The following is a 12,999-nucleotide window of genomic DNA, read 5'->3' on the forward strand; positions in this document are numbered from 1 at the left end:
ATTGAGAAATTTGAACGCTTAATTGTTGAGTGCCGGTTAAGTTGCATAATATTTTTTGAAGATTAATTTTACAGACAAACTATTTAAAATGACTGACAACAATAGTCGTAATGCAGATCTTTGCATCAGCCGGGAAGACTTCAGGAAAACTGGCTATTACCTGATTGACAAGTTGGCCGATTTTTACGGCAACATCGCAGACAATCCGGTCACATCAGGAGAAACGCCTAATCAGATTCGTGAAGTGTTGGGGAGCGATGCATTGCCTGAAAATGGTCAATCTGTTGATGCTATTTTTGAGCGGACCGTTGACTTGTTGTTTAAGCATTCACTGTTTAACGGGCATCCGAAATTTTTTGGTTATATCACGTCATCACCTGCTCCAATTGGCTCCTTAGCTGATTTATTAGCCGCGGCTATTAATCCAAATGTTGGCGCCAATATTCTTAGTCCGATGGCAACAGCTATTGAAAAGCAGACGGTGAAATGGCTGGCCGAATTCATTGGTGTTCCTGCTTCTTATGGAGGTATACTGGTAAGCGGCGGAAACATGGCAAATCTTACAGCATTTCTTGCCGCAAGAACGGCAAAAGCGCCAAAGAATATAAAAGAAGAAGGATTGATCAACGCTGGAAAAGAAATGCTTTTCTATTGTTCAAAAGCTACCCACACCTGGATTGAGAAAGCCGCTGTCTTATTTGGACACGGCACGAACGCAATACGCTGGATACCTGTTGACAATAACAACAAGATGGACACTCATGCATTAGAACAGCAAATAGAAAAAGACATAAAAGATAAAAAGCAACCTTTTCTTGTAATAGCAAATGCGGGTGATGTAAGTACAGGGGTTGTAGATAATCTTTCTGAAATAGCGGCTATTTGCAAACGCCATGATCTTTGGTTTCATGTGGATGGTGCTTATGGCATTCCGGCTGCAGTGGTACCACATTATGCATCCTTATTTGAGGGAATTAAAGAAGCAGACTCGATTGCCCTTGATCCGCATAAATGGCTGTATGCTCCGCTGGAAGCAGGATGCACGCTTGTTAAAAATCCGCAGCATTTACCAGATACTTATAGCTCGCATCCTGTTTATTATAATTTTGACGGCAGTGCAGAGGAACCATCCACAAATTATTATGAATATGGATTTCAGAATTCAAGAGGTTTCCGGGCGCTGAAAGTGTGGGCAGCATTGCAACAGGTTGGTAAGAACGGTTATATTAAAATGATTGACGAAGACATTGAACTATCCAAATATCTATTCAGTGAAGCACAAAAACATCCAGAGTTGGAAGCTGTAACACAAAACCTGAGCATCACCACACTTCGCTTTATACCCACACATGATGAACAAAGCGGCATGTCAAGGGAAGATTATCTAAACAGCATTAATGAGAAATTATTGAACAAGCTACAACAAGGTGGTAAAGTGTTTTTGTCAAATGCTATAATAGGAGGGAAGTATTGTTTGAGGGCTTGTATTGTAAATTTTAGAACGTCCAGGAAAGACATTAATGAGGTTATAGATATTATAATCAAGGAAGGCAGAAGCGTTTGTGAAGAATGAAAAAAAGATGGACATGCTTGAAGAGCCTGTAAAGCATGCATGCCCAAAGGATCTTCCCTGAGAACGCAAGTTGGACGCGCGGGGATCTCCGCTCTTGTTTGTTACTTCCCGTTTAATTGAATGAAGCGCGAAATTGAAGAGGGGAGAGATTGGTTTTACTTTTGAATAATTTGCTGAAGGATTGCGGATGTTCAAAGCCCAGGGCGTATGCTATTTCGCCTACAGACAGGCTGGTGGTAGAGAGCTTTTCCTTTGCTTGTTCAATGAGCCGGTCGTGAATGTGTTGCTGCGCGCTTTGGCCGGTGAGTGAACGCAGCATGTCGCTGAAGTAGTTCGGCGAAAGGTTGAGTTCCTCGGCAAGGTAGGCCACTGTAGGGATGCCCTTGGTTAAAGAAATCTCCTCTTTAAAATACGTGTCGAGCATCTCTTCAAACTTTACCAACAAGTCTGAGCTCACTGCTTTGCGGGTCAGGAATTGGCGTTTATAAAAACGGTTGGCGTAACTGAGCAGCAATTCGATCTGTGAAATCATTACGTCCTGGCTAAAATCGTCAATGCGGTTGTTCAGCTCCGTTTCCATGAAATTGAAAATCGCAAGTATCGTATTCTTTTCTTCTTCGGACAAATGCAAAGCTTCGTTTGTGCTGTAAGCAAAAAATCCATACTGCCTGATCTTTTTGGCAAGCGGATATCCTGAAAAGAAATCGGGATGAATGAGCAATGTGTGTTGTGAGCATACTGCTCCATCAGAATCATTTCCGCCGATGATCTGCCCCGGTGCAGCAAATAATAAACCACCCTCGTCAAAATCATAATAGCCTTGTCCATACCTTACCCTGCCGCTCAATTTAGGCTTGTAAGAAACTTTATAATAGGCGAGCACATGCCGTCCGGGCAATTTATGTTCCGCAAACGGCGTATGGGTGCCATTGATGAGGCTGATTAAAGGATGCTTTGGCTGAGGCAGGCCAAACAGTTTGTGTGCCTCAGTCAATGAGTCCAGTCTCAACAGTTGGTGATCGTCCTTTTTCATACTTGTAAAATTAAGCATAAGCGGCCATTGGTTTTTAATAGCCACTTATGCAGATGAATTTATTTATTGAGCCGAGCGCGAGATGTCATCCCATGCTTCCCAGGTGGCAATGCGTTCGGCATAAGCCGCCTTTATTTGTGGCAGGTTATGACTACCCAGGTTAAAGCGCAGCGGTGGATTTTCCGCATCCACCATTGTAAAGAGGGCTTGCGGTGTCGCGGAAGGATTGCCTCTTTCCAGGTCTTTCATCCCTTCCATAAATCCTGTTTTGAGATCTTTATAGACATCCATGCCTTCAAAGAATTTTGATAATTCACCACTGCCAAATTCAGTGGCATAGGCGCCAGGTTCAACGATGGATACTTTGATGCCAAACTGCGCTACCTCTGCCGCCAGGCTTTCATGTATCGCTTCGAATGCCCATTTGGAGGAACAGTAATAACCAAGGATAGGCAGTGTCAAATGGCCAAGGCCACTGGAAGTGCCAAGGATGTGGCCGTAACCTTGTTTGCGCAAAAGCGGCAAAGCTGCCTGTATCACTGTAACCGGACCTATTACGTTCGTTTCATACAAGGCGCGTATATCATCGGTATCAACTTCCTCTATGGTGCTTACTACCGGGTAGCCTGCATTGTTCAATACGATATCCAGATGGCCAAAATGCGCATGTGCTTTTGTAACGGCATCCTTTACCTGTGCTGGGTTGGTAACATCCAATTCCAATGTCAGGACCTGTTTGCCATATTTGTCATTCAGAGTGGCGATGCTACTGAGCGTGCGTGCTGTCGCAGCGACTTTATCGCCACGTTCGAGTGCTGCTTCTGCCCATATCCTTCCGAGACCGCGCGATGCGCCGGTGATGAACCATACTTTAGTTGTTTGTTGTGCCATAATAGTTTTTTATTACAGCAAAGTTGAGGCGCCGCGGTTTTCCGGATGTAGCCTAATTACTGGTTGTTGTAGGCGAATTGGGGATTGGGAGGAAGGCTAACGCAACAATACAATCGAGACAATCAGTATGTAATTATTGTTACACTTTTTATATCCATTGAATCTGTTTTTGGGAATGTGACTGGAATAGATCACTTTCAATGTTATAAGTTATTGCTGCGTGTAAAAGTGTAAATTGGAGTGTAGAATCTTGCAAGCAAATCATTTAAAAGCATTCAGCGCAACCACATAAAATACTAAGCATGAAAACCACCAGGCTATCGCTTTCACTACCAGCGCCGCAGGAAAAAGTTTCTGCAATTTACATGACACCGGAAAAGCCCGTTTGTATTATGACACTGGCGCATGGTGCAGGCGCTAACATGGAACATGCTTTCATGGAATTACTCGCCACCGCGCTCGCGGCCGCGGGCATCGCCACGCTGCGTTTTAATTTCCCGTTTATGGAACATGGCAAAGGTCGCCCGGATACGCCGGCAGTGGCCCACCAGGTAATTGCTGCAGCCATTGATAAAGCGCTGAAACTACAGCCATCCCTTCCATTGTTTGTGGCAGGGAAATCATTTGGCGGAAGGATGTCTTCTCAATACCTTTCTCTCAATCCGCGTAAAGATGTGGCGGGGCTTGTATTTTACGGCTTCCCGTTGCACCCCGCCGGCAAGCCTGGTACTGACCGGGCGGCGCACCTGGCGGAAGTGAAAGTGCCGATGCTCTTTTTGCAGGGCACCAAGGATACACTAGCACAGTGGAACTTGATAGAACAGGTGTGTGCGTCATTGAAGAAAGCCACCCTGGTGAGGATAGAGGGCGCCGACCACTCGTTCAAGGCGGGTAAGAAAGTGGATGTAATGAGCATACTGGTAAATGCAACGCAGGAGTGGATAGGCTCCCGGTGACGGTTACAACACTGCAAAGAATTCATGCTTATAATCAATGATAAAGCTGAAGAGATGTTGTCATGTATGACACTTTCGACAAACGCTGAAACAGCACATTAATGATTTTTTAAATCGAAAGTTCTTTTTTGAATAAGCGTCGTTCATTTTCAAATTTTCAAACTCTCAAATGAAAGGTTGGCTTTTGAATTTTCAATAATTTGTTTAAACCGGCTATACTCTTTAACAAATTCAAAATCGGGATCTGCCTCCACAAAACCAGGTTCTCTTAATCTTAACCTAAGTGCATTTTCGAGCAGTTCCAAGGCCCTTTCACTGTTGCCAATTAATGCTTCAAAAGATGCCAGAGAATATTCATCCTCTGAGTCATTAGGTGGAAGGCTTTTTGCTATGTCTATATATTTGGCGTATGATTGGAGATCGCCAATGCGTCTATAACACGCTGCAAGGGCTGCCACCGGGTAGCGGTAATGAGGGTCGTATTCTATCGCGTTATGAAATAGCTCGATTGCTTTTTTCTCATTGCCCACTAACTGATAAGTGAAGGCAAGCCAGGTTGTATAGAAAGAGTTTCTATTGTCATATTCACAGGCTTTTTCAAAATGTGCAATTGCCTCTGGAAGCATTTCCAGTTCGGAATATACAATACCGATTTTTACATGGTACGATGGGTTTTCCGGTTCAATGTTTAATGTCTCCTTGAAGTATTCAATTGCTTTGGCTTTATTTCCTTTTTTACTATACATATCGGCGATTTGGCGATAGGTTTCGGCCTGGTCCACATGAAGTTCAATTAGCTTGTCTGTATATGCTTTAATAGATCTGTTATCGCCGGAGAAAATAAGCGTTTCAATTAATGAAAAATATGTCAGATAATCATCCGGGTAATATTCAATCACCTTTTCAAATTGCCCTATGGCTGCGGAATAATTTTTCGTTTCGAGATATGCCAATGCCAGATTATAGTTAAGTTCTTTATGGAGAGGTTTTATATCCAATGCCTGCAGATAGTACTCAATGGCTTTGTCAAACGCTCTCATTACGTGATAATTGAAGCCTGTGTAATACCACGCAAACATATTTTCTGGCTTCTTCTGAATTAATATTCGTAACGTTTTATTAGATTCCTCATATTCTTTCATGTTGTATTGACAATTGGCTATTCCAATGTAAAGATCTTCATCAAATTGATCGTCCTTGAGGAGCTCAATTGCTTTAATATAGTCGTCAAGTGCTTTTGAAAATTCCTGTTTAAGATAATAACTGTCGGCCCTGTTCTTAAACAATTTGTAGTCATAACGATTCTTCCTCATTTCAATTTCGACAATTTCAATGCTTTTATCTGCAAAGATGTTTCGTGAGGTTGCATCATATTTTTTGTTCAGGTCATCTTCTGCTTGAAGCCTGTTTCTTTTTGCATCCAGGATGGGAATGATAAGGCTGTCGTGGATTATTTCATACGAATAACTACCGGGCTCAGTTTCTTTTATCAACCTTGAATTGATTACTTTTTGCAGGCTATCCTCATCAATACCAAAGTCCTTGATGATTTCTCTAAACACCGAAATTCTTTTAGAATACTTTTCATAGATCATTTTGTCTTCAATGAGCTGCTGGACCTTTGATTTCATCGAATCATCCAACGGCAGCTCTTTCAAGGTATTCAGATAATAATTCACGAACAGGTCCTTGAGGTCTGGTATCATTTCCCGCGTTACTTTTGTTTCTCTATTATTTATGATAATCTTCTCCACGTGACGGCAGATGATCTGGAGTGCAAAAGGTTCAATGGTGCAATTAGTTGAAACATATTCGAGTTCTGTATCCGGCTGATTTTCCAGAAAATCAGCAATGTAGTCGGCCACTTCAGACAAATCAAATTTGGGGCTTGCAAAATTTCCTTCGGCGTTTGATGGCTTTACTATGGCTTTTATTGCAGCCGGTTTTGAAAAAGGATAGAGTTCAAAAGTATTGTGCAAAATAGAAGGAATTGCTTTTTTAAGGCGCCCCATGAGATAAAGCTTGTCCGACCGTATTGAAAAAATGAATTTAACAGGTAGTGTACTGTATAAAATTTCATTTTCCAGTGGGGTTAATTCGCCGCTGTTTTCCCGTTCATAAATTTCTACTTCGTCCCGCGCTTTGTCTGGTAATATCTGCGACCGCAGATCTGCGAGCTCCTGTATCATCTCAGCAAATTGCTCGATGGGATAGGTAAATAGTTCTTCTACCTGGTCTATAATTATTAAATACGTATCCTGGCGCTTGTTCGAATTTGATTCTTCCTGTTCTTTTTTATAGGTATTGTATTGTAGCATTTTAAACCTATACCACAAGGTGTTTTTCACCTCCTGTGAAAGAAAGGGCAAAAACACTTTTTCCTTAGATGGAGCTATCCCTTTGTATAGTTTCAAATTACGTATCCTTTGCACGAGGGGCGATGGACTATCATATTGCCAGATACCCGTTCTAACGCTATAGATATGAAAGTTGTTATTAGGTTTTTGCTCTGATGGCCTGCACAATTGCGGAATAACACCGGCCTGCAGCAGCGAGCTCTTTCCCGTACCTGACTTGCCATACAAAACAACACACTGATTGAGCAAAATGGAATTATGAATATAGTCAATCGCTTCCTTGCGTCCGCAAAAAATGGTTTCGTCTTCTTCCGTAAAAGAATAGCCGCCACCGGGGTATCTATATCTTTCGCTCATATTTGATAAGTAAATTGATAATTGACTGTTTGATTGGCTTCCGCCTAACTTCGAGGATAGACCTGTGGAGTATCTCGATATTTGGCTTCTTTTGCGTGGTTTTTAATAGACATTATGCCGTGTTGATACGCTCTTTTAAAATCGCGCTCATCTAAAAAGTAGTTGAAAAAGGCTTCAGTAAACAGAAGCGACGCATCCACTCCCATCAATCCATCCATTCCTATTGTATGCTTTACCATGGGAAGGCATTTTTCTGCTACTTCCGCGGAATTGCAGCAGTTAAATAAAATGTATTGGAGATTACTCCTGGGATGGTTTACAAAAAAATCAATGCTGTCATAAAGGTCAATTGGAGCAAAAGCATCTTCTTGTCCTCTGTCGTCAACAAATAATAGTTCGTTGTTTTTGTTGCCGTGGGCAGATATCACGACAAAATGCGGAAATTGCTTATCTATTGTTTGCAGCATCTTGTCTTTGGTGGCTCCCAAAAGAAGTTCCAATTCATAATTATCCCTGTTTTTGCATAAGTTTTCAAGCATATTATACATGCGATCAAAGGGAATTTGAGTCCTGTCATCGGGAAGTGCAGAGATGAACAGAATTTTGAATTTATCATCTTTATTGTCGCTGGAAATGCCAGGCTCAGGTGTTTCAAACGCAAATTTCATCTCTTTGGCCGAAGCATAAAGGCCTTTCACAAACTCGGACACTTTGCTTTCATCAAAGCTAAATGCCATTTCATCTGCATAGAAATCCTTTACCTTCGAAAAATCTTTGTTGTCTGTATAGATCGCAAGATTAGCCACGCCCTTTGCCCGTATTTTTTGAAGAAGAAAAAATATCAACTTAAGATACCATTTGTCATACCTGAATCCGAGGAAAAGAAAGGAAGATGCATTCATCACAGCGGTCTTGAATTTTTGAGACATTCTTTCCAATGCAAACAGGTGAAAAAAGAATTCGAACAAGGAATCGTGTGTAAAAACCATGGACTCAAAATTTTGATAGGAGCCAAGAAGATTGAATATAAGCGGCTGTTCACTTGAAGGATCAAATTCAATTTCTTTTTTAACTCTATCAATACAATATTCCCCTTTTGCAAAAAAACGATATTCATATGGTTTTTTAATTTCATCAAATGCCCTGCGCATCAATTCGTCCGGTGAAAGAGAGATAATCAAATAAAAAGGCAGCCGGGCAAGAGCTATATAACATTCAGGAACTCCCTTCGTTTCTTTCTCTTTGTAATAGTCCATAATTGCATATACGATGCTTTTTTTTAACTGTATGGGTTCTTGTCCCATATTTTTTTTCAGGAAAAAGAAACCATCCTCCGTCACGTAAGGGGGCACGTTGTTTAGCTTACTTCTTAACGGCTCCATCTCACTCAAATAATCTCGTAAGCCCTCAACTTTTTCTTCGTCCGTAGAGCCGGTCAAATGAAATTCCGGGCCAAGCACCAATGCGCAGGTGCCGAGTTGCAAATCTCGTAATAGATTTTCGTTCATCTGATAATGTTTAAGTAGGATTCAGTTGTTTCCATGGGAACTCCATTTACCTCGCCTAGTAGTACCCTCTCAAGATCTTTGTCAGACTCTATTGTAAACTTTGCTTTAGAAGGTCCGAAGCCTCCTGATGAATATCTTATTCGAACAGCCTTCAAGGCAAACGTCATTGGTTCCGTTCCACTATATGCGAGATCAGAATTATTCTTTTGTGCTACATGCGAGTCCACCGCTGCGTTTGCGATAGATGGTATTTCTACATTTACAGATGCCCCAAACTGTTTGCTGTTTGCATTCTCTACGTGAAAACTTTTGGCCTTGATGGTTTCGGTTATCACGTATATCTCCCCTTTTTTGAGGTTGTCAAGAAAGCTGCCTGCATCTTCATTTACCTTTGCACTTTTTATAAAACCAGCTAATTTCACCACATTGATGGTATTCTGCAAAGGCGCATCGAGTTGAATTTTAACTAGCTTGCCTTGTTCGTAAGAAATTTTGCCCGCAGCCTTAAGATTGAAAAAATTGGCAAGTCCTTGTAAAAAACTGACGTTGGCAGCCACTCCCATGTCAAATTCTTCCTCGCCCCTGATATCAGGAAGTGGAAGATCAGGACCAACACGCGGACCTTCCTCTGTTTCAGGAATGAACAAGTCTTCGATAGAAGCATTTAATCGTTCGACAGTGTTAGATGAAGTTTTAAGAAGAAGCTGTAAGGGCTGAACATTGCTCTGTGGGAGGCTCAGCATAACAAACCCTGATCCTTTGAGATAACCCATAGTAAAAGGTTTAATAGTTTAAGAGTGTTTTTTGAAAACAGTGGGAGGAAGAAACTATTGCATCAAGGGGATAGGAGAGTGCATTTTGAAATTATCAATTTTAAAAGAGAATTACAAGTTTTTTTGAGGAAATAAAAAAGCAATGTTTTTTGTTAATAATGAGGAGCATGGAACAAACCAGAAAGCTTGGATTGCTGGTTGCAGCCGCTAAGCCAGGATGGAGTAGAAACAGGAGTCGAATGTTTATCAGGCTAACGTTGTCCGTAATTATACACTCCCACCTTTTTAATTGCGCGTGGCGCCAGGTTCGTCCATGACTTAAAGGCTTTTCTGAATGCAGTCGGGTCGGAGTATCCCAGGATATCTGAAACTTCCGATATTTTTATCGCGGGGTTTTGCATTAGTTGAAATGCAATATCCTTTCTGATTTCTCCGGCAACATCGCGAAAGGTTGTGTGCTCCTGCATCAGTTTTCGTTGCAGGCTGCGGGATGTCATATCCAATGCTGATGCGGCTTCGTCAATAGAAGGTATCCTTCCTTTGAATTGCATGAACAATACTTGTTTCAAATTGCTACTGATGGTGTTGGTTGCCAGCAGCGCCTGCTTTTCGGCAACCATTGAGTTGAAGCGCTCAAACATAGATTGATCGCTGGTGAGTATGGAAGTGGCAATGTCTTTTTTATCCAAAACAATCCGGTTCACATCCTGGTTAAAAAGTACATCACAACCAAAAAACTTTTGATACTCTGAAATTTCCCGCTTAGGGTAAGCCAGTTCTATCCTTAACGGAACAATGCGTTTACCAGTAAGCGCTGCGGATGTGTTGAGGGTTGATGCAAATAAAAAATCATTTGCCTGCCTGGCCGGTTCAGGATGCTTCAGCAACCACATTTTATTCTGTTCTATTTCAAGAACGGCCACATCATTTACGGTGTATTTATATGAAACCATCGGCGATACCATGTGGCCATACTTGCTTAACATTTGCAAAGCCTGGTCAAGATCTTTACAACTTTGGATCAAAAAACCAACCATGCCATGAAGCATTTTTGGCGTGCCGATACCTATATGTAGTCCAATTAAGGGGTCGCCGCTGAGCTTTAAAAGTGGCACCCAGATCAACGCGGCTTTTTCCCATTCAACCATTTTCTCTGAGTCGCCCACCTCGTCAGCACTGATGTGTGATACCTTGCAAAGTTCATCAAATGCCGCTCCGAATGAAGTAGCTGTTTGAAAGATGGTGCGTATAACAGTTCCCTGTAAACCCATGGCGCAAAATATATCATTTTAAGAATAAAAGATGCCTTTTCCTGCCCGTAAAACGAAGGTCCTTTGTATTCTAAATTACAAATATTATGAACAACACTAAAAGCATGTTTCTAAAAAAATGGGTGACCGGCAACCTGCTCGTTTACCCCGGATTATTGGGCCTTTTGCATCCGCTTATTGCGCATGGGTTTACCGGCGATCATGATAAACTGTTGACGCCGCCGCAGTTTATCATGCATACAATTTCTATTTTCATTTTTGTTTTCTTCCTTGCTGTGTCGAGGAACAAAACATTTGAAATAATAGGAAAAAAGAAAACCCTGTCAGACACCTGGCCGTTCATTTTCTTTACGCCATGGGTGTTCTGGCTGGGCTACTATACTTTGTTCGTGCCCTTCGATATTCTTTTTATGTTCCTCTCCATCGGCATCATCAATGCCATACAACTAAGGCCGTTTGTTAAATCTCCTGCAAAATGGATATGGCAGTGTGTACTCGGTTATTTGCTGGCGGCCATTGCTGGTATTTTGATCGGCCTGGGCGCTCATCTCCAGTATTACAAAGACTTCCAGGGCATTTCAAAAGATCTCGCCACCTGGACATCCATCAGTATTCCCGCAGCATTAGTTGTTGCTTACTACTTCAGGTATATCCTGGGCAAGCAGATAAGATTCGAAGACAGCCAGGAAATAATTTCCGGAAACAAACCGCATGTTTCAAAGGTCGCGTGAAAATCTCCAGCCATTAAACCGAATAAAGTTTTACAAATGAAATACAAGACATTCCATTGGCTATTGCCATTAATATGCAGTACCGTTGTGACCGCGTGCACCAAAGATGCCGGCTCACCTAATGACCCTGCCTCGCAAACGAAGAATGGCGTTGTTACGGGTATTGTAACCGACGCTAACAATCTGCCAGTGAAGGACGCGAACATCACCGTTGAGCATACGGTGTGGTATAATAGTTATCTTCTTGCGGCCAGTAATAGCCAGGGGAGATACGAGGTGTCAATACCCAATGACCCCGCAGGTGACTGGACAGCCAAAGCCCAGCTTACAAAAACTTCTTACGGACAAACCTATACGTTTGACCTGGAGCCAGATAATACCGGGACTTTTAGCAAAGCCAGCGGAGCTATCCGAAACTTCAAATGGAAGCTCAGCGGCCAGCGGCCCGGCGGTACCGGCTACTATGGTGCACATGTTGATCTATACATGTTTGGTGCTGATGTGGACATGACGAAGATAAAACTGCTGTTTACTCCCTATCCCGGCGAAACAAATTTAATAGATGGAACCGTTGCAACTGCGTTTGAAAAACCGGTTGAGGACGTTGCCGGTACTTTTATGGCAAAAGATATTCCGATTGGGAAATACACGGTCAAAGCGCTATACAACGGTAAAACGTTATTGCTTAACAACCGGCATCTCGATGACAATAACCAGGAAGCCAAGATGGTGATTTTTGGTAAAAATGGTTACCTCGGCGAAACGGAATACAATATTGAATTTTACGTAACGGAATAGGATAGGCGTCTTTCGTCATTGCAGTTAGCAGCAGAAAATTATTTTATACAGGTTATTTTAATGGCTATTTTTAGTTTATAATTTTTTGCTCATGCCAACATCCACCATTGACTGGTCAAAAGCCGTTAAACCACTGATCAAAAAATACGAAAATGAAAAGCATCCGCTCGACGCAGGGAACCTCTATGAAATGGTCGTCATGGTGGTATTATCTGCGAGGAGCAATGATAAGTTGATCAACAATATTGCACCTGCATTTTTTGGAGTCTATCCTACCATGTCGTCTCTCGCAAAAGCAACTGCAGATGACTTGAAGCCCCTGCTGGCCAAAGTAATCAACTCAGCTAATAAGGCAAAGTGGCTTGTAGAAATTGCTGAGCGTGTTAAATCGGATAAGAATATTCCTCTTGATATTGACAAGATGGTTGAACTGCCGGGTATTGGCAGGAAATCAGCGAATGTGATCAAGCGTTTTGCCGGAACCCCTTATGAAGGCGTTATCGTTGATTTGCATGTAGTAAGAGTGTCTCAAAGGCTTGGCATTGCGACGAGCGGCGACCCTGTAAAAATTGAGAAACAAATAATGGAAGTGCTTCCCCAGAAAGAATGGGAGGCCGGTATGTCGATGTCTTTTCTCGGAAGAGATATTTGCCGGCCCAAACCTTTATGCGAAGAATGTTTGATGAACAAAGTATGTGCATACTATAATGGCGGAAAGTAAAGGAGTGGCGGGGCCGGTGGAAAAATTATC

At 42.1% G+C, this 12,999-nt stretch carries 11 protein-coding genes; 5 read left to right on the forward strand and 6 right to left on the reverse strand.

Annotated elements, in window-relative coordinates; genetic code table 11:
• Positions 1 to 88: 88 nt before the first annotated feature.
• Entirely contained in the window at positions 89 to 1,573 is a 1,485-nt protein-coding gene (locus tag KTO63_RS25150; RefSeq protein WP_217794886.1) for a pyridoxal phosphate-dependent decarboxylase family protein, read from the forward strand.
• Positions 1,574 to 1,685: 112 nt separating this feature from the next.
• Here the strand turns inward: KTO63_RS25150 and KTO63_RS25155 are convergent, their stop codons facing one another.
• Positions 1,686 to 2,606: a helix-turn-helix domain-containing protein gene (locus KTO63_RS25155; protein WP_217794888.1), complete on the reverse strand. Its 921-nt coding sequence runs from the start codon at positions 2,604 to 2,606 to the stop codon at positions 1,686 to 1,688.
• Between the two features lie 63 nt (positions 2,607 to 2,669).
• Positions 2,670 to 3,497: an SDR family NAD(P)-dependent oxidoreductase gene (locus KTO63_RS25160; RefSeq protein WP_217794890.1), complete on the reverse strand. Its 828-nt coding sequence runs from the start codon at positions 3,495 to 3,497 to the stop codon at positions 2,670 to 2,672.
• A gap of 302 nt (positions 3,498 to 3,799) precedes the next feature.
• On the opposite strand from KTO63_RS25160, the gene KTO63_RS25165 reads away from it, so the two are divergent.
• Positions 3,800 to 4,453, forward strand: coding sequence for an alpha/beta hydrolase family protein (locus tag KTO63_RS25165; RefSeq protein WP_217794892.1), 654 nt, complete (start codon positions 3,800 to 3,802; stop codon positions 4,451 to 4,453).
• 149 nt (positions 4,454 to 4,602) lie between these two features.
• Here the strand turns inward: KTO63_RS25165 and KTO63_RS25170 are convergent, their stop codons facing one another.
• The 4 genes from KTO63_RS25170 to KTO63_RS25185 form a co-directional block, all read right to left on the reverse strand.
• Positions 4,603 to 7,167 carry a tetratricopeptide repeat protein gene (locus KTO63_RS25170; RefSeq protein ID WP_217794894.1) on the reverse strand — a complete coding sequence of 855 codons (2,565 nt, stop codon included), beginning with the start codon at positions 7,165 to 7,167 and terminating at the stop codon, positions 4,603 to 4,605.
• 44 nt (positions 7,168 to 7,211) lie between these two features.
• Positions 7,212 to 8,675, reverse strand: coding sequence for an SIR2 family protein (locus KTO63_RS25175; RefSeq protein WP_217794897.1), 1,464 nt, complete (start codon positions 8,673 to 8,675; stop codon positions 7,212 to 7,214).
• The gene (locus KTO63_RS25180; RefSeq protein ID WP_217794899.1) at positions 8,672 to 9,448 is read right to left on the reverse strand and encodes a gasdermin; all 777 of its coding nucleotides are present in this window, start codon (positions 9,446 to 9,448) and stop codon (positions 8,672 to 8,674) included. Before KTO63_RS25180 ends, KTO63_RS25175 begins: the two co-directional genes overlap by 4 nt.
• A 251-nt stretch (positions 9,449 to 9,699) precedes the next feature.
• The gene (locus KTO63_RS25185) at positions 9,700 to 10,719 is read right to left on the reverse strand and encodes an AraC family transcriptional regulator (RefSeq protein WP_217794901.1); all 1,020 of its coding nucleotides are present in this window, start codon (positions 10,717 to 10,719) and stop codon (positions 9,700 to 9,702) included.
• Positions 10,720 to 10,805: 86 nt separating this feature from the next.
• Here KTO63_RS25185 and KTO63_RS25190 point away from each other — a divergent pair, with 86 nt between their 5' ends.
• The 3 genes from KTO63_RS25190 (at position 10,806) to KTO63_RS25200 (ending at position 12,969) form a co-directional block, all read left to right on the forward strand.
• Entirely contained in the window at positions 10,806 to 11,450 is a 645-nt protein-coding gene (locus KTO63_RS25190) for a hypothetical protein (protein WP_217794904.1), read from the forward strand.
• Between the two features lie 36 nt (positions 11,451 to 11,486).
• The gene (locus KTO63_RS25195; protein ID WP_217794906.1) at positions 11,487 to 12,248 is read left to right on the forward strand and encodes a carboxypeptidase-like regulatory domain-containing protein; all 762 of its coding nucleotides are present in this window, start codon (positions 11,487 to 11,489) and stop codon (positions 12,246 to 12,248) included.
• A 91-nt stretch (positions 12,249 to 12,339) separates the two neighbouring features.
• On the forward strand, positions 12,340 to 12,969 hold the full coding sequence (locus KTO63_RS25200) for an endonuclease III domain-containing protein (protein ID WP_217794908.1): 630 nt from the start codon (positions 12,340 to 12,342) through the stop codon (positions 12,967 to 12,969).
• The last annotated feature ends 30 nt before the right edge of the window (positions 12,970 to 12,999 follow it).

Origin of the sequence: Pinibacter aurantiacus, from assembly GCF_019130065.1 — a bacterium.
Taxonomy (GTDB): domain Bacteria; phylum Bacteroidota; class Bacteroidia; order Chitinophagales; family Chitinophagaceae; genus Pinibacter; species Pinibacter aurantiacus.

What these genes read in the sequence shown, in the direction of transcription:
- KTO63_RS25150 (WP_217794886.1), top strand. Translation starts at nt 89, where the DNA reads ATGACTGACAACAATAGTCGTAATGCAGATCTTTGCATCAGCCGGGAA.
- KTO63_RS25155 (WP_217794888.1), bottom strand. Translation starts at nt 2,606, where the DNA reads ATGAAAAAGGACGATCACCAACTGTTGAGACTGGACTCATTGACTGAG.
- KTO63_RS25160 (WP_217794890.1), bottom strand. Translation starts at nt 3,497, where the DNA reads ATGGCACAACAAACAACTAAAGTATGGTTCATCACCGGCGCATCGCGC.
- KTO63_RS25165 (WP_217794892.1), top strand. Translation starts at nt 3,800, where the DNA reads ATGAAAACCACCAGGCTATCGCTTTCACTACCAGCGCCGCAGGAAAAA.
- KTO63_RS25170 (WP_217794894.1), bottom strand. Translation starts at nt 7,167, where the DNA reads ATGAGCGAAAGATATAGATACCCCGGTGGCGGCTATTCTTTTACGGAA.
- KTO63_RS25175 (WP_217794897.1), bottom strand. Translation starts at nt 8,675, where the DNA reads ATGAACGAAAATCTATTACGAGATTTGCAACTCGGCACCTGCGCATTG.
- KTO63_RS25180 (WP_217794899.1), bottom strand. Translation starts at nt 9,448, where the DNA reads ATGGGTTATCTCAAAGGATCAGGGTTTGTTATGCTGAGCCTCCCACAG.
- KTO63_RS25185 (WP_217794901.1), bottom strand. Translation starts at nt 10,719, where the DNA reads ATGGGTTTACAGGGAACTGTTATACGCACCATCTTTCAAACAGCTACT.
- KTO63_RS25190 (WP_217794904.1), top strand. Translation starts at nt 10,806, where the DNA reads ATGAACAACACTAAAAGCATGTTTCTAAAAAAATGGGTGACCGGCAAC.
- KTO63_RS25195 (WP_217794906.1), top strand. Translation starts at nt 11,487, where the DNA reads ATGAAATACAAGACATTCCATTGGCTATTGCCATTAATATGCAGTACC.
- KTO63_RS25200 (WP_217794908.1), top strand. Translation starts at nt 12,340, where the DNA reads ATGCCAACATCCACCATTGACTGGTCAAAAGCCGTTAAACCACTGATC.